24 protein-coding genes are annotated in these 23,109 nt (G+C 42.0%); 8 read left to right on the top strand and 16 right to left on the bottom strand.

Annotated elements, in window-relative coordinates; all coding sequences use genetic code 11:
• Positions 1–18: 18 nt before the first annotated feature.
• The 5 genes from ACFSJY_RS09960 to ACFSJY_RS09980 all read left to right on the top strand — a co-directional run bounded on the left by ACFSJY_RS09960 (position 19) and on the right by ACFSJY_RS09980 (position 5,061).
• A complete protein-coding gene (locus ACFSJY_RS09960) occupies positions 19–615 on the top strand; it encodes a GTP cyclohydrolase II (RefSeq protein ID WP_386033795.1) in 597 nt (198 codons plus the stop codon).
• Between the two features lie 8 nt (positions 616–623).
• Entirely contained in the window at positions 624–2,414 is a 1,791-nt protein-coding gene (locus ACFSJY_RS09965; protein ID WP_386033797.1) for an ABCB family ABC transporter ATP-binding protein/permease, read from the top strand.
• A gap of 47 nt (positions 2,415–2,461) precedes the next feature.
• The gene (locus ACFSJY_RS09970) at positions 2,462–3,010 is read left to right on the top strand and encodes a DUF1415 domain-containing protein (RefSeq protein ID WP_386033798.1); all 549 of its coding nucleotides are present in this window, start codon (positions 2,462–2,464) and stop codon (positions 3,008–3,010) included.
• Between the two features lie 389 nt (positions 3,011–3,399).
• Positions 3,400–4,188 (top strand): hypothetical protein, encoded by a 789-nt coding sequence (locus ACFSJY_RS09975; RefSeq protein ID WP_386033800.1) that lies wholly within the window; start codon positions 3,400–3,402, stop codon positions 4,186–4,188.
• Between the two features lie 30 nt (positions 4,189–4,218).
• Positions 4,219–5,061 carry a glucosaminidase domain-containing protein gene (locus ACFSJY_RS09980; protein ID WP_386033802.1) on the top strand — a complete coding sequence of 281 codons (843 nt, stop codon included), beginning with the start codon at positions 4,219–4,221 and terminating at the stop codon, positions 5,059–5,061.
• A 26-nt stretch (positions 5,062–5,087) separates the two neighbouring features.
• Here the strand turns inward: ACFSJY_RS09980 and ACFSJY_RS09985 are convergent, their stop codons facing one another.
• From ACFSJY_RS09985 to ccoN, 13 genes are all read right to left on the bottom strand, one after another.
• Entirely contained in the window at positions 5,088–5,861 is a 774-nt protein-coding gene (locus tag ACFSJY_RS09985; RefSeq protein ID WP_386033804.1) for an outer membrane protein OmpK, read from the bottom strand.
• 8 nt (positions 5,862–5,869) lie between these two features.
• Positions 5,870–7,162: an NCS2 family permease gene (locus ACFSJY_RS09990; protein WP_386033806.1), complete on the bottom strand. Its 1,293-nt coding sequence runs from the start codon at positions 7,160–7,162 to the stop codon at positions 5,870–5,872.
• A 111-nt stretch (positions 7,163–7,273) separates the two neighbouring features.
• Complete coding sequence (gene ttcA, locus ACFSJY_RS09995) at positions 7,274–8,167, bottom strand: tRNA 2-thiocytidine(32) synthetase TtcA (RefSeq protein WP_386033808.1); 894 nt, start codon at positions 8,165–8,167, stop codon at positions 7,274–7,276.
• 129 nt (positions 8,168–8,296) lie between these two features.
• On the bottom strand, positions 8,297–9,226 hold the full coding sequence (uspE, locus tag ACFSJY_RS10000; RefSeq protein ID WP_386033810.1) for a universal stress protein UspE: 930 nt from the start codon (positions 9,224–9,226) through the stop codon (positions 8,297–8,299).
• Between the two features lie 132 nt (positions 9,227–9,358).
• On the bottom strand, positions 9,359–10,075 hold the full coding sequence (gene fnr, locus ACFSJY_RS10005; RefSeq protein ID WP_386033812.1) for a fumarate/nitrate reduction transcriptional regulator Fnr: 717 nt from the start codon (positions 10,073–10,075) through the stop codon (positions 9,359–9,361).
• 44 nt (positions 10,076–10,119) lie between these two features.
• Complete coding sequence (locus tag ACFSJY_RS10010; RefSeq protein ID WP_386033814.1) at positions 10,120–10,791, bottom strand: sulfite exporter TauE/SafE family protein; 672 nt, start codon at positions 10,789–10,791, stop codon at positions 10,120–10,122.
• 11 nt (positions 10,792–10,802) lie between these two features.
• Positions 10,803–11,027, bottom strand: a complete 225-nt coding sequence (gene ccoS / locus ACFSJY_RS10015; RefSeq protein WP_386033816.1) for a cbb3-type cytochrome oxidase assembly protein CcoS — start codon at positions 11,025–11,027, stop codon at positions 10,803–10,805.
• On the bottom strand, positions 11,024–13,417 hold the full coding sequence (locus ACFSJY_RS10020; RefSeq protein ID WP_386033818.1) for a heavy metal translocating P-type ATPase: 2,394 nt from the start codon (positions 13,415–13,417) through the stop codon (positions 11,024–11,026). The genes ccoS and ACFSJY_RS10020 overlap by 4 nt, the downstream gene beginning before the upstream one ends.
• Positions 13,417–13,911, bottom strand: a complete 495-nt coding sequence (locus tag ACFSJY_RS10025) for a FixH family protein (RefSeq protein WP_386033820.1) — start codon at positions 13,909–13,911, stop codon at positions 13,417–13,419. Before ACFSJY_RS10025 ends, ACFSJY_RS10020 begins: the two co-directional genes overlap by 1 nt.
• Before the next feature lie 151 nt (positions 13,912–14,062).
• A complete protein-coding gene (ccoP, locus tag ACFSJY_RS10030; protein WP_386033822.1) occupies positions 14,063–15,058 on the bottom strand; it encodes a cytochrome-c oxidase, cbb3-type subunit III in 996 nt (331 codons plus the stop codon).
• Entirely contained in the window at positions 15,051–15,230 is a 180-nt protein-coding gene (locus ACFSJY_RS10035; protein WP_386033824.1) for a cbb3-type cytochrome oxidase subunit 3, read from the bottom strand. Before ACFSJY_RS10035 ends, ccoP begins: the two co-directional genes overlap by 8 nt.
• 1 nt (position 15,231) lies before the next feature.
• Positions 15,232–15,891 (bottom strand): cytochrome-c oxidase, cbb3-type subunit II, encoded by a 660-nt coding sequence (ccoO, locus tag ACFSJY_RS10040; protein WP_386033826.1) that lies wholly within the window; start codon positions 15,889–15,891, stop codon positions 15,232–15,234.
• 11 nt (positions 15,892–15,902) lie between these two features.
• Complete coding sequence (ccoN, locus tag ACFSJY_RS10045) at positions 15,903–17,327, bottom strand: cytochrome-c oxidase, cbb3-type subunit I (RefSeq protein ID WP_386033828.1); 1,425 nt, start codon at positions 17,325–17,327, stop codon at positions 15,903–15,905.
• A 341-nt stretch (positions 17,328–17,668) separates the two neighbouring features.
• Between ccoN and ACFSJY_RS10050 the strand changes: the two genes are divergently transcribed.
• Positions 17,669–18,106 (top strand): hypothetical protein, encoded by a 438-nt coding sequence (locus ACFSJY_RS10050; protein ID WP_386033830.1) that lies wholly within the window; start codon positions 17,669–17,671, stop codon positions 18,104–18,106.
• Between the two features lie 77 nt (positions 18,107–18,183).
• Here ACFSJY_RS10050 and ACFSJY_RS10055 read toward each other — a convergent pair whose 3' ends face one another.
• Positions 18,184–18,597: a hypothetical protein gene (locus ACFSJY_RS10055; RefSeq protein ID WP_386033831.1), complete on the bottom strand. Its 414-nt coding sequence runs from the start codon at positions 18,595–18,597 to the stop codon at positions 18,184–18,186.
• A gap of 519 nt (positions 18,598–19,116) precedes the next feature.
• On the opposite strand from ACFSJY_RS10055, the gene ACFSJY_RS10060 reads away from it, so the two are divergent.
• Positions 19,117–19,731, top strand: coding sequence for a LysE family translocator (locus tag ACFSJY_RS10060; RefSeq protein ID WP_386033833.1), 615 nt, complete (start codon positions 19,117–19,119; stop codon positions 19,729–19,731).
• Positions 19,732–19,807: 76 nt separating this feature from the next.
• Here ACFSJY_RS10060 and ACFSJY_RS10065 read toward each other — a convergent pair whose 3' ends face one another.
• Positions 19,808–21,430 (bottom strand): LysM peptidoglycan-binding domain-containing protein, encoded by a 1,623-nt coding sequence (locus ACFSJY_RS10065; protein ID WP_386033835.1) that lies wholly within the window; start codon positions 21,428–21,430, stop codon positions 19,808–19,810.
• A 62-nt stretch (positions 21,431–21,492) separates the two neighbouring features.
• A complete protein-coding gene (gene gloB, locus ACFSJY_RS10070; protein WP_386035007.1) occupies positions 21,493–22,266 on the bottom strand; it encodes a hydroxyacylglutathione hydrolase in 774 nt (257 codons plus the stop codon).
• A 59-nt stretch (positions 22,267–22,325) separates the two neighbouring features.
• Between gloB and ACFSJY_RS10075 the strand changes: the two genes are divergently transcribed.
• Positions 22,326–23,087, top strand: coding sequence for a methyltransferase domain-containing protein (locus ACFSJY_RS10075; protein ID WP_386033837.1), 762 nt, complete (start codon positions 22,326–22,328; stop codon positions 23,085–23,087).
• Positions 23,088–23,109: the final 22 nt, after the last annotated feature.

The following is a 23,109-nucleotide window of genomic DNA, read 5'->3' on the forward strand; positions in this document are numbered from 1 at the left end:
GTGAGAATAGAAAATTTTATGTCTGAAATTAGAGCCCGAGTAAATCTTAAAGTAGGCCCCAAAAGTGACATCGATGCTGAAATCATTAGCTTTACCTGCTTTGATAAAGACAATGAACATGTTGCTATAGTCTTTAAACAAGCCGATATAAAACAAGAAGCTCCGATTGTTCGTGTGCATTCAGAATGTTTAACAGGCGATGTTTTTCACTCGTCCCGTTGTGACTGTGGAGAGCAACTTGATGAAAGCATCGACATTATGTCTAAGCAGGGCGGTATTATTCTTTATATGCGTCAGGAAGGTAGAGGTATTGGCCTTTACAATAAAATTGATGCATATGTATTGCAAAGCCAAGGTCTAAATACATATCAAGCTAATAATGAATTAGGTTTTGATGATGACCAGCGCAGTTTTGAGCACGCTATAGCCATGCTTAACGGATTAGATATATCTAAGTTTAAGCTGCTAACTAACAATCCTAAAAAGGCTAAAGCGCTTGCTGAGCATTTTACTGTGGTAGAGGTTATCAATACGAAAGTTCACCTCAAACAAGACAATGCTGACTACCTTGCTGCCAAAAAGGCACATGGTAATCATAATATTGACCTAGATTAGTGTAGATTATGCGCCGCAGCCATCACCCAGATTATGAAGTCACTGAAATAAACTGGCGTGTGCTAAAAACGCTGTGGCCTTATTTAACAGAGTTTAAATTGAGAATCAGTATTGCTGTAGCGTGTTTGATTCTTACAAAAATAGCGTCTGTATACCTGCCATTTATCCTCAAAGACCTTGTGGATACGCTAGATACGCAAACATCCAATAAAATTTATCTTGTCCCGCTAGGCTTGGTGGCTGCCTATGGATTGGTTCGATTTTCCATCGTTATTTTTGCCGAAATACGTGACACCTTGTTTGGTCGCGTGACAGAGCGAGCCATTCGGCGAATTGGGTTAAAAGTCTTTCAGCACCTCCATCAGTTAGAGCTTAATTTTCATCTAAATCGGCAAACCGGAGGACTGTCTCGCGATATTGATCGTGGTACTTCAGGCATTAGTTTTTTGATGCGCTTTATGGTTTTCAATATTGTGCCAACATTGTTTGAAATACTGCTTGTTGTTGGCATTCTTGGTTACAACTATGGCATTGGTTTTTCTTTGATGGTGCTTGTGTCGATTTTGACTTATGTAGCCTATTCTGTAAAAGCGACAGAATGGCGAACCGGTTACATCAGACAGGCCAATAAGGCCGATTCTTCGAGTAATACTCGTGCTATCGATAGCTTGTTAAACTATGAAACGGTGAAATATTTTACTAACGAAGACTATGAAGCAAAGGCGTATGACGCTCAATTAGCTGAATGGGAAAAGGCTAAAATAAAAAACCGATTGTCACTGTTTGCCTTAAATGGTGGGCAGGCGTTAATTATTGCTATTTCTATGACAGTAATGCTAGCGATGGCTGCTTATCAAGTGACCTATGAGGCTATGACATTGGGTGATTTCGTCTTGATTAACGCGTTTATGATGCAGTTGTTTCTACCATTGAACTTTTTAGGTTTTGTTTATCGAGAGATAAAAGGATCAATGGCCAATATTGAACACATGTTTAGTTTATTGTCGAAAAAGCCTCAAGTGACAGACGGGCCCAATGCCAAACCATTAGCGGTGCAATCGAGCCAAATTGAATTTCGAGATGTGGTTTTTAATTACGATGAGCGTCGCACAGTGATAGACAATATCAACCTAACCATTATGCCTGGGCAAAAAGTCGCCGTAGTGGGTGATAGTGGCTCAGGTAAATCTACATTAGTGAAGTTACTGTTTCGATTTTACGATCCTGTAGCTGGCGCTATTTATATTGATGGGCAAGATATCGCAACTGTTCAACAAACAAGTTTGCGCGCGCATATCGGTATTGTTCCTCAAGATACTGTGCTCTTCAACGATACTCTATTTGCTAACATTCAGTACGGTAACCCACGCGCCGATAGAAGCGATGTTTGGCGAGCGATTGAAATGGCGCACCTAAAAACGTTTATCAACGAATTGCCTGATAAAGAAAACACCATGGTCGGTGAACGAGGCTTGAAGCTATCTGGTGGTGAAAAGCAGCGTGTAGCAATTGCAAGAACTATTTTAAAGAACCCATCCATACTTGTTTTTGATGAGGCAACTTCATCGCTAGATAGTCACTCTGAAAGGGCTATTTTGAATGCGATGAAGGAAGTGAGCTTGGGCAAAACATCTTTGGTGATAGCACATCGCCTTTCAACCGTTGTTGATGCAGATGAAATAGTTGTGATGCGTAAAGGTCGCGTTGTTGAACAAGGAAGTCATCACACGTTATTAGCTAAGAATGGTGTTTATGCGTCAATGTGGGCACTTCAACAAAATGAAAAACGCGCTCTCTGAGCGTATACAATGAATAGATTACTAAAGTTACAGAGCTAAAACAGCCAATGAATCAACAACACCCTGCATTAGTGGCCACGCAAAAATGGCTTGAAGATATCGTTATTGGGTTGAATTTTTGCCCGTTCGCTAAAAAAGAGTTTATCAATGGCACTATCCATTATGAAATATCAACGGCAGGGCAATTAGATAAAGCATTAGAGGTTATTGCAGAGCAATGCCAGAAACTAATGGAAAATGATGACATTGAAACGACACTGGTTATTTACTCGCTCGGTTTTCGCCGGTTTGAGCAGTATTTGGATTTAGTTGAATACGCCAATGATTTGCTCATTGAATTCGGCTTTGAAGGTGACATACAAATAGCCAGCTTTCATCCTGACTATGTTTTTGATGGTGAAGATGAGCATTCACCTAGCCACTACACTAATCGTTCTCCATACCCCACCATTCATTTGATTAGAGAAGCAAGCATGGAGAAGGTACTGTCGGTGTATAAGGATCCTGAGCTAATTCCGGAAAATAATATCGCGTTGACAGAAGAAAAGGGCGCGGCTTTTTTTCGACAGTATTTAGCAAAAATTAAAAAAATGTAACCCGAACAATATTTGTACAATTTGTAACAGCAAGGTAGCAAATGCTGACAGTTGTATTGCGAACAATTATCTATGATTAGACCGTTGATAGATGAATTGGAGCAATATTATGAGTGCGTTATACAAAGGCAAACGTTATTACTTTAATTCGTTTGACGAACTTTGGCAGTTTTATGCGCAACAATTAAAGCCAACTGTAAAATCAAACGCAGCATAAGCACGCAATTGTTGTTGTGAAATTCACATTTCTCAATAATCTATCTGTCTAAAAAATCCACAGATTAAATTACCTAATTCGGGTACAATAGCCGCCAATTCACCCACAGACTGCATTATTTCGGCGAAACTATTCGTAAAATCGCAGGTAACTATTAAGTTAAAGGTTGTACGTGGAAGAGAAAAACGTAATTGAAATTGGTGGAAGTGTTGATAAAGCCCTAAAAGGTGAATACGTTATTACACCCAAAAAAGTGCTTGAAGAAGCTTGGCGTAATACACATACCACGCGCTGGACGATTAACGTTGGCTTATTATTCGTGATGGTACTTGGAATGCTTTCGTCAGTAATAGTGAGCAGCTATTTGGGCGGTATTGAAAAAGTCTTTGAAGATCCTCAAGCAAGTCTTGTACTAAATATCGTTGTTACCATCGTTATTTGGCCATTTTTAGCTGGTGTAGAGATGATGGGCGTTCTGCATGCCGTTGGCTTGAAAACCCAGCCTAAATTGATTTTTGCGTTTCTAAAGCGTGGTAGTTGGGTGGCATTGTGTGCAGTATTAACATCGCTATTCATTAGCCTAGGCCTGCAGTTACTCATTATACCGGGTATTTTCCTCGCCGTTGCGTTGTCACTCACAATACCTTTGGTTGTCGAAAAGAAAATGTCTCCTGCAAACGCTATTGTTACGTCAATTAAAGCGTTGCGTTTTCAGTGGTTTAATATTTTCTTGGTTTATTTGGCATTAGTTGGTGCGTTGTTATTGGCACTCTTGCCAATGGCATTAACTGCGCAGTCTGAATTAATGATTTTTGCAGGCGTTATTTTTATTGTCATGATGACATATATCGCACCGCTGTATTACAACGTAAAAGGCATTTTATACCGCGAAATTTTCGGCATGAAGCTTCATGCTGTGCATGCAGATAAGCCCATGGTAGATGATACCTTTATAGCTTAGTGCTCGTTTTCAATGGATTGTTAATTGATTATGTTAAAAAGAATCAGCGTTATTGTCGGTGCATTTGCCTTTCTTTATATGTTGGCTCGGCCCTTTCTTGTCGAGTTGCCAGTCAAAGAGGAAGAAAAGCCAGCGCTGCCAAAAGTTGAAGAAAAGCCAGCTCCACCACCTGAAAAACCTCTTCATAATGTGGCATTACCAAACTTTGGTGATATCAAAGACGTTCGAATGAAAAAGCAGGCATTTTTTAGTTTTATCCGACCTGCGGTTGAGGAAAAAAATAAGGAGATAATGGCACAACGTCGACAAGTGGAAAGCATGTTGGAGGCAGTTTCTCTTGGTGAGCCCTTATCAGCTGAGCAAGCTGAAAATCTTGCAAAACTAGCCAAACAATATCGCGTCAAATCGAGCGCCTCTCAGCTTGAACAGTTACATGCGCTTCATATTAAAGTCGACGTAATTCCCAGCGCACTTGTGCTCGTCCAGGCGGCCAATGAGTCGGCATGGGGTACATCACGCTTTGCTAGAATAGGACTCAATTTTTTTGGTATTTGGTGTTACAAGAAAGGGTGTGGCATGGTGCCGCGTTCTCGAAATGCTGGTGCAAACCATGAAGTCCAAGCGTTTCAAAGTGTAGACGAAGCAGTTACTCGTTATTTGAATAACATCAATACCAACAATGCTTACATTATGTTTAGAGCCATCCGAAAGCAGCTAAGAGAGCAAGAACAGCCATTGATACCAGAGATATTGGCGACAGGGTTGCTACCTTATTCTGAGCGAGGTTCAGATTATGTTATAGAGTTAACGGATATGCTAAGACATAATCAGCGCTATTTGGATATTCCAACTATTTCGGCGGTTTCTCCTTAGGAGCGAGCCGCCGCTGCTAAAGTAGGTTACAAGTAGAGTTTAACCATTAGGCTAACAACGCTTTCATTGTCCAGCCCTTCAATGCCGAATTTATTACGCCAGTAGCTATACTCAATTCCGACGTCAATGGTATTCGGGTTGCCAAAATAATTGCCTACGTCGACGCGAAATTGGGGATTGAAATGAAAATCTGCTGCATGGTCATCTGCTGCTGACGCCCAATCAAAATAGCCGTCAAACATGAACTTGTGATTGCCAAATTCAATAGGATAGCCCCACGCTACTGTTAGCTGAACATCGTTGTCTACCAACTCATTGTTCGACGCATAGACATTAGCATTGAAAAAGTTAAATCCCGGTACTTGCCACGATGTGCCAAACCCTAACAGGTAGTTATCAAACCCTTGACTGAAATCCGACTCTGAAACCGTGCTGTGCTCCCACATGCTGGCTACAAAGGTATCACTGAGGGCAGGTATGGGTAATTTTATGCCTAGGGCATAATCCAAACTGAGTCGGGCAGAAACTTCACCGTACGTTTCTTTGTGCTCAGGATTCTGTTTATCTGCTTTTGCATCAATTCTATCCATAAACATAAATACATCGCCCCAGTTATGGCCGGAAGTGTGTTCCAAGGTGAATACGTTTATGCTGTCGTTGGTTAAGACTTCAAAGTCGCTGGTGTTTTTTAAGTAGCTAAGGCTGTTTTTACTCCACAGTGTTTCTGCAACTGCAGGCGACATAATCATTGGGAACAGAAGCACTGAACAAATCTGAGCTGTTCGAATTTTAGAAGACATAGTCATTGTTACCCGAAATAGATGAATTTCACGACAAATAAAAGCGCTAAAACCAAAACGCTCTTGGAAAGCTGGTTAAACTTACCTGCGCAAATTCTAACTGCTGCAAAGCTGATGAAGCCAAACGCAATACCATGTGCAATGGAGAAGGTCAGTGGCATCGTTATGCAGATAAGCGCGGCGGGTACCGCCTCTAGCAAATCATCCCAATCTATATGAGCAAGGCTAGAAAGCATAAGTACGGCAACAAAGAAAAGGGGCCCTGCAGTTGCGTAAGCTGGCACCATACCTGCCAACGGTGAAAAGAATAGTGCTAATAAAAACAAGACACCAACCACGACAGCCGTTAGACCCGTGCGACCGCCTACTGAGACACCAGAGGCACTTTCGACATAACTTGTGGTAGTAGAAGTGCCCAACATACTGCCTGCTATTGTTGCGCTGCTATCGGCAAGTAGCGCTTTATCTAAGCGGGGTAATGTACCATCTTTATTCAGTAAGTTACCTTTTTGTGCAACGGCTACTAAGGTACCTGATGTATCAAAGAGATCTACAAAGAGGAACGCGAATATAACGCTAATCATACCAACTTCGGTTGCACCTGCTATATCAAGCTGCATAAAGGTCGGGGATGGATCTGGTGGCAAGGATACAATACCTGTATATGCAACATCGCCAAGTAAAATACCAAGTCCTGTAATGATAAGTATTGAGTACATGATTGCACCGTTTATACCGCGCGTGCTCATAGCAACAATCAGGAAAAGGCCTAATGCCGCTAACAGAGCAGATAGGCTAGTGATATCGCCCATATCTACCAATGTCGCTGGGTTATCAACGACAATCCCTGCACTTTTTAATCCAATAAAGGCGAGGAACAGCCCAATACCAGCGGCAATACCGTAACGTAAAGACTGTGGGATACTATTGATTATCCATTCTCTAATTTTGAATATGCTCAATACGACAAATACGATACCAGAAATGAAAACGCCACCGAGAGCGACTTGCCATGTATAGCCCATTTCTAACACCACGGTATAGGTGAAGAAAGCGTTCAACCCCATACCAGGAGCTAGGGCAATAGGGTAGTTGGCATAAAAGCCCATGATGAAACAACCAATTGCGGCTGCTATACACGTAGCAACAAATACAGCGCCCTGATCCATTCCTGCATCTGCTAGCATGGTTGGATTGACAAAAATTATGTAGGCCATGGTCAAGAAGGTCGTGATACCGGCAATAACTTCCTGACGAACGTTCGTTTGGTGTTCGCTTAACTTAAAGAGGCGTTCGAGCATAATAGATTGATTATTTTATTGTTTATTCGCAAGTATAGAATGAATTCGTAATTTTGCGATGGATTTTTGGGGCGTTGATGTGCTCAACTACACATCAACGTGAATGCGAGGCTAAACGTTTGATACGTCAATAATCAACGAATCGTCTATGTTTGTAGATGACACTACTTCTTTCGAAAAGTCGTATTCGTCGCGTGGCGCAGAGCGGTCTATTGGAAGGTTCACAAAATCAAATAAGTTGTTATCTGCTAACTGGCTCGGACTGACATTCTTAATCGATTTGAAAATGTTTTCTACGCGACCAGGTGATGTCTTATCCCACTCATTTAGCATCGCTTTAATATTTTGGCGTTGTAGATTTTCCTGTGAACCGCAGAGGTTGCAAGGAATAATAGGATACTCTCTAACCTCAGCAAATTTAACGAGATCTTCTTCTCGACAATAACTGAGTGGACGAATGACTGTGTTTCGGCCGTCGTCAGCACGCAGTTTAGGAGGCATTGCCTTCATCTTGGCACCAAAGAACATGTTCAAGAACAGTGTCTCAACGATATCGTCCATGTGATGGCCTAGGGCAATTTTCGTGGCGCCAATCTCTTCAGCAAATGAGTACAGGGTACCACGACGTAATCTTGAACATAGACCACAAGTTGTTTTACCTTCAGGCACCTTTTGTTTCACAACCGAATAGGTGTCTTTGTCGATAATGTAGTAAGGAATGTCTAGCGACTCGAAATACTCAGGCAATACATGCTCTGGGAAGCCAGGCTGTTTCTGGTCGAGATTGACCGCAATCACTTTAAAATCAATAGGCGCAGATTTTTGTAAGCTTAATAACACATCAAGCATTGCAAAAGAGTCTTTGCCACCACTAATAGCAGCCATGACGACATCGCCTTGCTCTATCATGTTGTAGTCTGCAATAGCTTTACCTACTTTGCTGCGAAGGCGTTTTTGAAGCTTGTTTACTTCATAAATAGCTTTTCTGTTGTCTGCGTCTGTCATACCCAAATAACAACCAAAATAAAGGGGCGCGTATTATAAATGGAACCAGAACTAATGATAAGTAAAAAATAACCAGTGCGATTGCACTGGTTATTTAGGTTGTTCCTTAAAACTTATATGAGGAGATAGCTAGCTTTGAAGCGGGGAGATGTAATCTGAAGGTTTAAGTGCCAATACATCACAGTTTAACCGGTCAATAACGTGTTCAGCCGTATTACCGATAAGTGCTGCAGACAGGCCAGTTCTGCCTATGGTGCCTAAAATAACAAGCTCTGCATCTAACTCCTGCGCAACGGCGTCTATAACATCTTCAGGTAAGCCTTCTTTTACGAAGGTACGCGCAGGGTCTATGCCATATTCTTCGGCGTGTTTAGTCATTGAGTCCTGGTGATGTTTTAGCATGGTGTCATTGTACTGACTTGCGTCGAACTCTGGTATTTCAATGGCAATATTGACTGGAGTACCTGGAAACGAATTCACCAGATTTACATTGGCATTAATGATATTCGCCAGATTTTTAGCCTCTTCGGTAATGATATTGTTGAGTGATAAATGCTCTTTCTCATCACTACCTACATTAACAGCAGCTAGAATGTTGCCGTTTTCAGGCCAAGAGTGATCTTTCACGAGTAGCAGAGGGCAAGGGCATTTACGCAACAAATGCCAATCTGTTGGGGTAAAGATCACAGATTTTAATTTGTCATGTTCGTGTGTACCCTTAATAACCACATCAAATTTTTCATTGATAACTTGGTCGATGACGGCCTCGAAAGGGCGATTGTGCCAAAGCACTTTTATATCAATTACATCAAGATTTACGCCAAGGGCTTTAATTCGCTCTTCAATCCAAACGGTGCGATCATTAATAACGGTTTGACGCATAGCTTCTCGCTCATCGCTTGAAAGCATGGTTGTCATTTCGTAGGAAAAATCGAAAATACTAAGAAAGGCCGTAATTTTAGCGCCAGTTTTACCTGCCAATTCTATTGCGCGACTCAACGCTTTTTGTTCTTCGGTCGTCGGGTCGATTACCACTAATATGTTTTGATAGGTTTCCATGTTTACCTCGCCGTCACTGAGTTACTGGGAATAGTTTGCCTTAAACAAGAGCATAATTTTTTGTTTTAAATCAACTATTCAACACTATGCTTACACAAAGCATAGTATGTAAAGCGAGGTAATTAAAGCGTTTTAGATCAGAGCTACTTGGTGTAATTTTTCGATATCGTTGATGCGGATAAGCTTGCCTTCCACGGTGATTAAACCTTCTTTATGAAAGCGATTTAGCAAGCGACTGATAGTCTCTACAGTTAAGCCAATATAGTTGCCAATATCACCACGTGTCATGGTCAAGCGGAATTCAGATGGCGACAAGCCTCTTGCCTGATAACGTGAACTCAGCGTCGATAAGAACGTGGCTAGTCGCTGTTCAGCATTTTTGCGATTAAGCAAAGAAAGCATGTCTTGGTCTGTACGAATCTCATTACTCATTAAACGCAATACTTGGCGTTTAAGTGATGGCATATTATTGGATAGCTCATCAAGCGTGTGATAAGGAATTTCACATACCATGGCAGTTTCTAACGCTTTTGCGAAACTTTGGTGCTCACTATTCGCTAATGCATCAAAACCCAGTAAATCACCTGCCAAATGAAAGCCTGTGATTTGTTCTTCACCGTTAGAGTCGATAGTAAATGTCTTAAATGTGCCAGAGCGAATAGCAAACAAAGAGTGAAGCGCTTCACCATCTTGGAAAATTTGTTCACCCTTACGGATAGGACGCTTGCGGTCGATAATGTTATCTAGCTTATCTAATTCTTGGTCATTCAACGAAAACGGCAAGCAAAGTTCACTAATACTGCAATTTTGACAGTGAATATGGTTATTTGCGGGGCAATGTTGAGCCATAGTTATGGTATTCCAAGAGTGTAATGACAACGGAGTCAATGAGATTAAATCATTGATTGGTAGGCAACAAAGACGCTATAAAAACCGTAGATAATCAAACTTAATGCCATCGATTTTCTAAAAGTCGGCATTTGTAATAAAGATTTGAGGGAAAGTGCACCAAAAGACAGCGTTAACATCGCTGGCAACGTCCCAAGTCCGAATGCTGCCATGATAAGTGCTCCTTGTGAGAATGAGCCGCTTGCTAGGGACCAGGTTAATGTGGAATAGACGAGTCCGCAGGGTAGCCAACCCCAAATCGCGCCAAGCATTAGCGCCTGTTTGGTTGATTTAACGGGGATACAGTGTTTAGCCAAAGGCTGAATATACTGCCATAAGTTTTTGCCAATGGCCTCTACTCTGGCCAATATCATGAACCATTGACCCAAATATAATCCGAGTAAAATTAGGAAGATGCCTGAGACTAGCCTTAATATGGTAAGCGGCATTCCTAAGCTTTTTGCGGCAATTGATCCTGTAAAGCCAACAATTGCGCCGAGTAGGCTATAAGATGCTATTCGGCCAATGTTGTAAAACAGAACCAATGGCCACTTTGTTTGCTGACTTTGTTGTGGGATTGCTGAGAGTAACATACCACTGACGCCACCACACATTGCGAGACAATGGCCAGCTCCGAGTAACCCAATAACAAAAGCGGAGAACAAATCGAGCGTCATTACGCAGCGCCTTAACTTGGCGTATCCTCCGATTTGTCTTCACGTTTTACTGTAGCAGCGTCTTTACTTTGGTCTTCAGTATTTGCTTTTTCTTTTTTTTCCTCGTCAAAAAGAATACTTAAACCTTGTTTTTCTAGGTCGTTAAACTGCTCTGTTTTTACGGCCCAAAAAAACAAATAAATACCTAGAATTGTGAGTAATATAGCAATAGGTATTAAAACGTAAATTACACTCATTTTTTCAAAAGCCTTAGTGAATTCGTGATGACGAGAATTGAACTTGTCGACATGCCTATAACCGCCATGTAGGGCGTAACAAAACCACATACAGCCAATGGCAACACAATAGCATTATAGCCAAATGCCCAGCCATAATTTTCCCATACAATTCTACGAGTTTTCTTGGCGACCCGTTGAAGTGTTCCAATAGAGGACAACTTATTGTTAAGCAATATTACGTCAGCGCCACTTTTAGCGACATCAGTTCCACTGCCCATAGCGATAGAAACATGAGCGGCGCTAAATACAGGGGTGTCATTCACACCATCGCCGACCATAGCGACAGTATGTGTTTGCTGCAGCTGTTTGACATGAGACATCTTGTCATGCGCTGTTAAGCTCGAATATGCACCGTCCAGAGCAAGTGCTTCATTAACGGTACGGCAGCCACTTTCTCCATCTCCCGATAGCATTATTGCTTTTATGTTTTGGCGTTGGAGTGAAGACACAACTGACTGCGCGTCATCTCTAACCTTATCGGACAAGTACAACGCAGCAGTAAGTTTATTGTCAATCAATACCACTATTTGTGCATCCGCAGCGGTATGGTTAGTATCGTTTAACAACCAACTCGCTTTACCAAGTTTTACTGGCACATTGTTGACCTTGCCTTCGATACCTAAGCCTGGGTGCACTTCTACATCGGTAGCGACATAAGAGAAGTCTCGATGTGTCGCAAATGCCTTTGCCAAAGGATGCTGTGAATGTGCTTCAAGAGCTGAGACCATTGCCAGTAGCTCTTGCTCGGAAGTTGGCTTGTCGTTTGGTTCGTCCAAACGCTTAATATTACTGATTGTGAATTCGCCCATGGTTAATGTGCCAGTTTTATCGAAAGCGAACACGTCAACTTCGGGGACTGTTTCCATCACATGGCCAGACTTTATCATGATGCCGTCACGGTTTAATCGCGTCGTGCCGCAGGTAAGGGCAGTTGGTGTAGCAAGAGATAACGCACACGGACATGTAGCGACTAACACCGATAGTGTGATCCAAAACGCTTCTTCTGGCATGTGTTGCTGCCAGTAAATTGCAGTACCTATCGCGGTGACCAGAATAATTGCGACAAAGTATTGTGCAATTTTGTCAGAAAGCTGGGCGATTTTGGGTTTATGATTTTGCGAAGATTCACTCAGGCGAATAAGTTGGCTTAAAAAGGTTTCACCACCTGGCTGAGTGACACGAGCGACAATATTTCCATCGCCATTTACTGTGCCTGCTAATATTGCATCACCTACCTTTTTGGCTACTGGTCGTTGTTCACCAGAGAGCATTGCTTCGTTAAAGTGACTCTTTCCACTTTCAATCGTGCAGTCAGCAGGCACTGTTTCACCTGGCTTTATCATGACTTGTTCGCCTATTGTCAGCGATTTTGCTGTAACGAATTGTTCGATGCCATCAACAAGCTTTGTCGCTGTCATAGGCATTAATTTGAGCAGGTTAGCTGACACTTGCGCAGCGCGAGAACGTGCTCTGAATTCCAAAAATTTACCGATAAGTAACAAGAAAGTGAACATTGAAACTGATTCAAAATACACCTCACCTTGCTGACTTATTGTTGCCCAAGCACTGGCGAAAAACGCCAACAAAATAGCAATGGATACGGGCACGTCCATGGATAGCCGCTTGGATTTGATGGCATTGATGGCGCCGACATAAAAGGGAAAAGCACCATAGAAAATTATAGGTGTGGTAAGTACAAGGCTGGTATAGCGTAAGTAGACCATGTTGTGGTCAGCCATACCTGAAAATGCGCCAAAGTATAGCCCTATTGCGATCATCATGACTTGCATCATTAAAATGCCAGAAACACCTAATCGTTTGATGAAAGTTTTGCTTTGTGAAATATTCAGCTGTTCTGCATCACTCGCTTTAAATGGCAGTGCATGATAGCCAAGCCTTTCTATATGCTCTATAAGTTGACTGAGCTTTACTGTACTGTTTTGCCATTTTAAGTTAGCACGCTGTGTGGTTGCGTTAACACTGATGTCACTCACACCATCAACTTCTGATAACTTCATTTCAATCAACCAGGCACAGGCTGCGCATGAAATACCGTCAACTGTTAATATGGTTTCCCGACTACTCCCATCTTGATGGGTAAACTCGTGTTGTAAGTTGTCGTCGTCGAGCAATTTATTTTTTTGTAATTGCTCAGGAACCAGTTCGGTGCCTTTAGGGGCATTTTCTGTCCGGAATTTGTAGTAGTCGGTTAGCTTATTATCAACAATAGTTTGCGCGACTGCTTGGCAGCCGACGCAACACATGTCTTGCGCTTTACCGTCAATAGTAACTTGAAGCGAGATGCCTTTAGGGATTGGCTCGCCACAGTGAAAACATGGCGATTGCATTATTGTGCTTCAGCAGGGTTTGGAATTAACTCAATAAAATCAGATTGTGGCAATGCAATGGTAGATTGCACTTTCCACGTATTTTCAAATGAAGTGATAGTCACTTGCCATTTACCACTGACGTCATGGTCAAAAGTGTGACGAAAATTACCACTGCCATCAGGTGTCAGTGCTAAATAAAAATCTCGTTCTTTTAGGGTAGGGTGATAAAAGTTAGCGTTTAGCAAAGGAAACGTTTTTTCAATGCCCATCGGTTTAATAATTAGCTCGCTATTTTTGAGCTTGAGACCGAACTTCATCCCCAATTTTTGCGCTTCTTTCACTTTGGATACTTCAAGGTTAATTGACTTACCTTTTTTATAGTAATCACCAACGACCAAGTCATCTGGGTTGGTATTGGCAATAATAAATGTCGTAATACCAGCTACTACTGCAGAGAAAGGTAGGAAAAAAACGAGCCAAGCCCACGGCTCTTTGTACCAAGGTGTTTTCATTGAAATATGCTTTACAAAAATTTTGGCGCTATTGTACCGTTTTTATTATTTCCCCACCAATATTTAATCGCATAATTAAGATCTGAATCAATAAAAAAACGCCTTGCTAAATACTTAACAAGGCGTTTTAAAAGAGTAGGTTAGTAGCTTATTATTTTGCTTGCGATAAGCTGTATACGTAAGCACTAATTACGTGAATTTTATCTTCACCTAAAATATCTAACCATGCTGGCATCACACCGGCTCTGCCGTTACGAATGGTTTCTTCTACAGCTTTTTGAGAACCGCCGTACAACCAGATATTGTCGTCTAAGCGCGGAGCGCCTAGAGCAGCCATGCCCATTGCATCACTGCCTTCGCCATTTGCACCGTGACACGCAGCACACATCGCAAATTTAGGTTCAGCACGTTTCGCCGCTTCTACATCTACTTCGCGACCGCTCAAGCTAAGCACGTATGCAGCCATATCTTTAACACCTTGCTCACCACCCAATGCTGACGACCATGCCATCATGCCTTGTGCTTTGCGACCATAGTATAAACTATGTTTAATGTCAGCAGGTTCACCGCCGTACAACCAATCGTTGTCTGCTAGGTTAGGGAAGCCTGTAGTACCACGAGCATCAGAGCCATGACATTGTGCACAGTTTTGCAAGAATAGGCGTTGACCAATCTTACGTGCATTGATGGCTTCATCGTCTGTAGCTAGGGCAAGGTCCTTGATGTCTCTTGTTGCAAGCTTTTCAAAGATAGGGCCGTACTTTTCGTTTGCCGATTGCACTTCACGGTCATATTGATTCAATACGCCTGAGCCATCTTCAAGGTTAGCAGCTGTTTTCGCTTTAGACTCTTCGATACTTAAGATGCCTTGGTTAGAACTCTGCCAGCCGAAAAGACCTTGCCAGTTACCTAAACCAGGGTAGAACAATAAGTAGCCGAAGCCCCAAATAATCGTAATAAGGAAGAATGTAGACCACCATTTTGGGAGTGGGTTGTTTAACTCTTCGATACCATCGAACTCGTGACCCATAGATTCGCCTTCAGGGACACCTGCGAAGTTCTTTAAACACCAACGTAATAGTAGGTAGCAGCCTACTAACGTACCAAGTGTTAGAACTGAAATCCAAATACTCCAGAAGCTAGACATTATTATTAGTCTCCTGTTTGTTTACTTTATCATCGCGGTCTTCTTCGAAAATAGAATTTGCAGCTTCGTCAAACGACGACTTGCGCTTCTTACTGTAGGACCAAACCACAATGATGAAAAAAAGTGCCATTATTAGGAGGGCGATTAGCCCTCTAAATGTACCGTAGTCCATATTACTTCAACGCGTGTCCAAGTGACTGCAAGTAAGCAATAAGTGCTTCCATCTCGGTTTTACCTTCTACGTCACGACGTGCGTTTGCAATGTCTTCAGCAGAGTAAAGCGGGATGGCGTTACCATTTTCGTCTTTATGACCACGATTTCTGGTAAGTAAGTTAAATGTTTCAAGCTTCTTAGCAGTTAGCTTGCCATCTAGCTTATTTTCTTCTAACCAAGGAAATGCTGGCATATTTGACTCTGGTACAACAGAACGAGGGTCTATTAAGTGAGCACGGTGCCAGTCATCTGAATAACGTTGACCAACACGCGCAAGATCAGGTCCCGTACGTTTTGAACCCCATAAGAATGGGTGTTCCCATACATGTTCGCCGGCAACTGAATAGTGACCGTAACGTTCAGTTTCTGCACGTAACGGACGGATCATTTGGCTATGACATACGTTACAGCCTTCGCGAATGTAGATATCGCGACCTTCCATTTCTAACGCAGTATACGGACGCAAGTTTGTCACTGGCGTTGTCGTTTCTTTCTGGAAGAATAGAGGAGTGATCTCTACTAAGCCACCAATACTGATAGCTAAAATAGTAAAGATGAAAAACCAACCAACGTGTTTTTCAACTTTTTCATGTTTGTTTTGTGGATTGCTATTAGCCATGATGATGCTCCTTAAGCTGCTTCTACTTTCTTAAGGCTGCCGTTTTCAGCACCTATGGTTTTGAACATGTTGTAGATCATGATAACGAAACCAGCAACTACCAATACACCACCTAAGAAGCGCATAAAGTAGAATGGGTAAGACGCTGTCAAACTCTCAACGAAGCTGTATGTTAATGTACCGTCAGTATTTACTGCACGCCACATCAAACCTTGCATAACACCTGAAATCCACATCGCAACGATGTATAAAACAATACCCGCTGTGTGCATCCAGAAATGGATGTTGATTAAACGAATGCTGTACATACGCTCTTGGCTAAATAGCACTGGGATTAAGTGGTACATTGCACCGATTGAAACCATTGCAACCCAACCCAATGCACCAGAGTGAACGTGGCCTACAGTCCAGTCTGTGTAATGAGAAAGAGCATTAACTGATTTAATTGCCATCATTGGACCTTCAAATGTAGACATACCGTAGAAAGACAATGAAACAATAAGGAAACGAAGAATAGGGTCATGACGAAGTTTATGCCATGCACCTGATAACGTCATGATACCGTTGATCATACCACCCCATGAAGGAAGGAATAAAACAACAGACATTACCATACCAACGCTTTGTGCCCAGTCTGGTAACGCGGTGTAGTGAAGGTGGTGAGGACCTGCCCAAATATATAATGATACTAGCGCCCAAAAGTGAACGATAGATAAACGGTAAGAGTAGACCGGACGTTCGGCTTGTTTAGGTACAAAGTAGTACATCATACCTAGGAAACCAGCTGTTAATAGGAAACCTACAGCATTGTGACCGTACCACCATTGCATCATTGCGTCGATAGCACCTGAATAAATCGAGTAAGACTTCATCGCAGAAACTGGTATTGCCATGCTGTTACCGATGTGTAGCACAGCTACGGTAATTATGAAGCCACCAAAGAACCAGTTAGCTACGTAAATGTGCGATGTCTTACGTTTGACCAACGTGCCGAAGAATACAATTGCATAGCTGACCCAAACTACAGCGATTGCAATATCGATTGGCCATTCTAATTCTGCATATTCCTTACTTGACGTGTAACCTAACGGCAAAGTGATTGCAGCAGCAACAATAATTGCTTGCCAGCCCCAGAATGTAAAGGAAGCTAAGCTACCGCCAAAAAGGGTAGTTTTACAGGTACGCTGAACAACATAATAAGATGTCGCGAATAGGGCACTGGTACCAAATGCGAAGATAACGGCATTTGTGTGCAATGGACGTAAGCGAGAATAAGTTAGCCAGGGCGTTTCAAAGTTTAGCGCCGGCCAGATAAGCTGCGCGGCAATTAAAACACCAACAAGCGTACCAACAAATCCCCAAATGACAGTCATCACAGTAAATTGACGTACAACATTCATGTTGTAGTCTACTGCTGCTGTATTACTTTGACTCATGTTTAGGTTTCCGCAGTTATAATTATTAAAACAGTAAAAAGTAGGTTAAACGCCAGATAATCCACTAATTAATCTACAGTTAGTTATAGACCAAAAATCGCGACATCACCTAAGCGGGTTTCCAACTGGTGCGCATAATAATGATTTCACTAATAAATGTCATCAGCTCATCATTGAAAACCTGACCTAAATCAAAAAAAATTACGAATAATTACAATAACGGAGAAAAATGGAGATAAAATGACATCACTCAGGATTTAACGAGTTGAAAAGTGGCTAAAAAATACGCACTGTGTCTTTTTGTAATTTTGGTAATCGGCGCTTGTTCGAAGCACGATGATATGACGATTTTGACGCAAGATATGGCTTGCATTGATGGACAATCAACTTGCTTCAGTTCGTTAGAGAATGGTCACTTATTTTATCAGTTTGATGTCAGCCATTTGTTGGCAGAAACTCCTTTCAATTTTCAGGTGTTCGCTGAAGGCGTCGATGTAATTGCTGTCGAAGGTTATATGGAAGGGGATGATATGTTCATGGGGAAGATACCGTTATTCTTCCAAGAGACGCTCGGTGGTATAGAACAAAATAAAGTGCAAGATCACCGTATTTTCCGTGCCGAAAGTTTATTTGGTAGTTGTAGCGAAGCAAAAATGACTTGGCGAGTTTGGTTAACGGTAAAATATCAAAAAGATAATGTAATCAATGAGTTAAATAAGAGTTTTACGGTTACGAGTTACCGTAATTCAAGAGCGATTGAGGACAATCAGAGTCGTTAACTATGAAGATATGAGCCGCAACACAACTAATAGGTGTGTTGCGGCGTACTTCTCACCTATGGAAGACTCTAACTATTCTAGGCTTTACTGTTCATACACTCTTGGTGAACCAATTGTTTAAACGCAGCAACGGCTTTTGCTTTGTCATCTTGACTCGCGCCAATAGGCATAGACCAAGCATGCGCTGATTTGCTTTTTGCGAATCGTGTTTCCAGCTCACCATATACATCACTTAAACTGGCACCATATTGTCTCAACAACATGATGTTTTCGGCGTATAGTGACTCAAAATCACAACGTTTGTCTTTTGGTAACAGGTCCATTAAGCCGTTGCCATGACTATCTGAATTGCTGACCAAGCCATCCATCACTGAAGCGCTGAGGGCATCGGGTTCAGATGCAAGTGCCTTGGGAATTACAGTAACTGCTGCAAGTGCAGTCAATACAACGGCTGCAATGGCGCCAAACGCGCGTTTATTGTTTACTGCCATGACATTTTCCCTACTTCTTTCTTGCTTTTATCTCACCAATTGCAACGGCAATGGCTAGCGCAACTAAAATTCCGATTGATGCATAGATATGACTCATGTGTAAATCACTCATAGTAATTAAGACAGCGTCATTGTACGCCTGACGCCACGTAAATCTGTTCTCGTTTGATACACGCCTGTAATAATTTGTATCCGAAATAGGTTTGCCTTGATTAAAGTTTTTAAAACGTCAGTTCTTACTGTTCACGGACTTCAGCTTGCTAACTCATTATCTAGGTGGGCTTTTATGTAACTCATATTTTGATACAGAGTGCGTCGATAGTTACAACTGTAAAAAATATGTCGAATTTTAACGGTGTACTTACGTTGGAAACTAAAACAGCGGCAGTTAAACTGAAAATATAGAGGTTCGTGCATGAGTTTAGGCGCTTTGACATGTCGAAAATTTGTTTTTTATAGCGTGTTTTTTTCAGTTACGTTAACCTAGCGGTTCACCGTTATTGCTAAGTTGAGAAGTTAGTGGACTTAACAACACTTTCCATTTTTGTACCGACCATTTTTTTTGTCTCAATTACTCCCGGTATGTGTATGACACTTGCTATGACACTTGGAATGTCAGTGGGTATCAGAAGAACTCTATATATGATGGTGGGAGAATTACTTGGTGTTGCGTTGGTGGCTATTGCAGCGGTAATTGGCGTCGCGTCTGTGATGTTAAAGTACCCTGATATTTTCGCAGCGCTTAAATGGGTAGGTGGCGCTTATTTGTGTTTCTTAGGTTACCAGATGTGGCTGTCTCGTGGAAAAATGGTCATAGACACTGAGACGCAATCGGAAGTGGGGCGAGTTGCGCTATTTTCACAAGGGCTGATTACTGCAATTTCCAACCCTAAAGGCTGGGGCTTTATGATAGCGCTATTACCACCATTTATTAATACCGAGAATGACATGTTGCCTCAAATGGTAATTATACTTTTAGTGATCACCTTATCAGAGTTCCTCTGTATGATGATTTATGCGAGTGGTGGTAAAACGTTGAGATTGTTTTTAGCCAAAGGCGACAGCGTGAAATTGATGAACCGGATATCAGGTACACTTATGATAGGTGTAGGCATTTGGTTAGCTTTTGGCTGATAACTTGTTAGCGTTAAACGGACAAATAAAAAAACGAGCATGACTGCTCGTTTTTTTATTAGCACAGCGCTAGTGGCTAAATATTATTGGTAACATCTACCGATAACTTAAGCATTTGACCAGGTTGCAAGTAGTTCTTACGTGATAGGTTATTCCACTTTTCGATATCACTAATTTTTACGTTGAATTTGTCAGCGATGCGCGCAAACGAGTCACCACGACGAACCTTGTAGGTGATATTTCTCATTACTGCTTGTGCAGCAGGTTTACCTGGTGCTTGTTTTAAACCTACTTTTTGCCAAATAACGAGTGTTTGACCGGGTTTAATGTAATCACGCGGCGCCATGCCATTCCACTTGGCGATACTGCGAGTCGATACGTTATATTTGCGGCTAATATCCCATAAGGTATCACCAGACTTTACTTTATGCTCAAGTTTTACACCGTTGCGTTTACGCTGTTGAGTTTGCGTGAGGCGTTGGTCTTGCGACAAAATATAATCATCTAACGCTTGTGCTGCTACAGGAATTAACAAGTGTTTACCAGCACGTATATTATTACCGTTGATATTGTTTACTTTGCGAATTAACTCTGGCGTGGTGTGGAACTTTTTCGCAATGCGAATCAAACTATCTCCACTTTTTATCTGATAGCGCTGCCAAGATAAGCGTTCTTTTTCTGACAGTTTCGAAAGCTTTTCTTTGAACGACTCAACTTTTGCTGTTGGGATGAGCAGGTTGTGCGGTCCGTCTGGATCTGTTGCCCAGCGGTTGAAGCCAGGGTTTAGGCGCTGGAATTCAGCTAAGCTCAGATCGGCGAGTCTTGCCGCCTTTGCTAAATCTAGCTGTGACTTCACATCGACTTTTGAAATAACTTGAGCGTTGTCTATTTCGTATAGCTTCAATCCAAAGTCTTCTGGACGTTTGACAAGATCAGCAAGTGCTAGCAGCTTAGGTACATATGCGCGTGTTTCTTTTGGTAAGTCTAACGACCAAAAGTCAGTTGGCTTATTTTTTCGAGCATTGTTTCTGATAGCACGTTTTACACGGCCTTCGCCTGAATTATATGCGGCTAGAGCATGCAACCAGTCGCCATCAAAATATTTGTGTAAGTACTTGAGGTATTTAATAGCACCTTCAGTCGAAGCAATAACATCGCGTCTACCGTCGTACCACCAATTTTGTTTCATGCCGAAACGCTTGCCTGTTCCAGGGACAAACTGCCACATGCCTGATGCGCGACCATGAGAATATGCAAATGGATCAAATGCACTCTCTACGATGGGAAGTAGTGCCATTTCCATTGGCATGTCATTCGCCTCAAGCTCTTGCACAATGTAATGTAGAAAAGGCTCTGCGCGCTTTGCGACGCGATCCATATAACTTGGATGGCGAGCGTACCAGTTACGCTGATTTAAGACCCGTTTATTTTCCGGTACATCAAAGGTTAAACCTGAGCGAATATGTTGCCAAATATCTTCTGAAACGTGCACGTCGCCTTGGCTTAGCTCAATATCTACATCGGCAACAGGATGAATAACATCAATGGTTTCATCTACGAGCAGTGCTTGATTAATTTCTATGGGAGAGGCGACATTTTCATTCACTAGTGGAGATTCTTGGCTGGTCTTTGCTACATCTAGCGTTTGACAGCCAAAAAGAAATAGTGATGCCGAGATTGAAAGTGGTAAATACTTCATAAAACAAAAATTTGGCAAAAAGTAGCAAAATTCTACTCGTTTACAGGGGTAAATCAAGGATCTTAAAAGTTGTCTTTCCATTTCCTAACAGCGGTAAAGACTTCGACGTCTGAATTTAATGATTGATTAACATATTGCTCTGCATTTGACTTTACCTCTTTGCTGGCTGAACGTAAAAAGGGATTTATCGCCTTTTCCAGTCCGATAGAGCTTGGCAATGTAGGAACGTTATCTTGTCTTAGCCGTTTCGCTCGTACGATATAACGTTGCAGTTCAACATTGTTTCCCTCAACAGCTAGTGCGAAATCAAGATTAGCGAGCGTATATTCGTGAGCACAATAGATTTTTGTATCACTCGGGAGCTCCGCTAAGGTTGATAATGAGTTGTACATTTGTTCGGGCGTACCCTCGAACAAACGCCCACATCCGGCAGAAAAAAGTGTATCACCGCAAAACAATGCGCCTAGTGTATAGTAAACGATGTGTCCGGAAGTATGGCCTGGGACATGTGTTACTTTAAATTCAGTGTCAATGGCGGGTATATGAATGCTTTCACCTCCCTGCAATGAAACCGAACGATGTGGAATATCTTCGTAACTTGGACCGTAAACATTAACGCCGTCAAACGCAGAGGTTAGCTCATCAATCGCCCCCACATGATCTCTGTGATGATGGGTAATTAGAATATCGGTTAACGTTAACCCCTTTGCTTCAATAAAAGCAAAGCAAGGGGCAGCTTGACCAGGGTCAACTAAGACTAACTTGTTGCTATTATTGGTGATTGCCCAAATATAGTTGTCATTAAATGCAGGAATTGGCGTTATAGTAATAGTCATAGCATTCATATTTTATCGTTTTTCACATTATAACTCGGCGACTGAGATAGGAAACCTTTATGAAGTCAGCATTAGCATATCGTGAACCCAGCTCTCCGCAAAGTTGGAGTGAATTGCCTATGGGAGAAACGATACTAACGGCAGTTAACCAAGCGATCGAACCGTGGACACATAAGTTTTTTGGTTATCATCTACTTAAGATAGGGGCTTTAAGCGGTGCTATTGACTGTCACCAGTCACCAATAAAGCATCAGGTGACAATTTCTCATTGTCGCGAAAAGAGTGCGGTAATTGCAGATATCGATGATTTGCCAATGCTTGAGCACAGTGTTGATGTGTGCCTGTTAGGACATGCGATGGAGTTTAGTGTTGACCCTCACCATGTGTTGCGAGAGGCGAGCCGTGTATTGATACCTAATGGTTATATCGTATTGACAGGCTATAACCCGATAAGTTTTGCAGGTCTGAACAAACTAGTACCATACCGACGCAATCAAATCCCCTGGAAAGAGCAGTTTTTCACGCCAATGCGTATTAAGGATTGGTTAGAATTAATGGGATTTGAAATACTCGAAGACAAACGAATGTTGTATTCAACACTTGCGAGTAGTCAGAATAAATCCAGCAGTAATGGCAAAGTAATGCAAATTTGGCAACGATTTGCGTCGAATTATCTATCCTCTATTGGGAGCGTTTATGTGATAGTGGCGAAAAAGCGTGTCCACCCATTAACGCCAATTAAGCCTAAGTGGCGGTTGCGGCCCAGTTTGCAGCCTGCGCGAGTGCCATCAATGAACAGTAATAAGCAGTTCCGGAAATAAAAAAGCCTGGTAAATACCAGGC

The organism is Thalassotalea euphylliae, from assembly GCF_042682785.1.
Taxonomy (GTDB): domain Bacteria; phylum Pseudomonadota; class Gammaproteobacteria; order Enterobacterales; family Alteromonadaceae; genus Thalassotalea_F; species Thalassotalea_F euphylliae.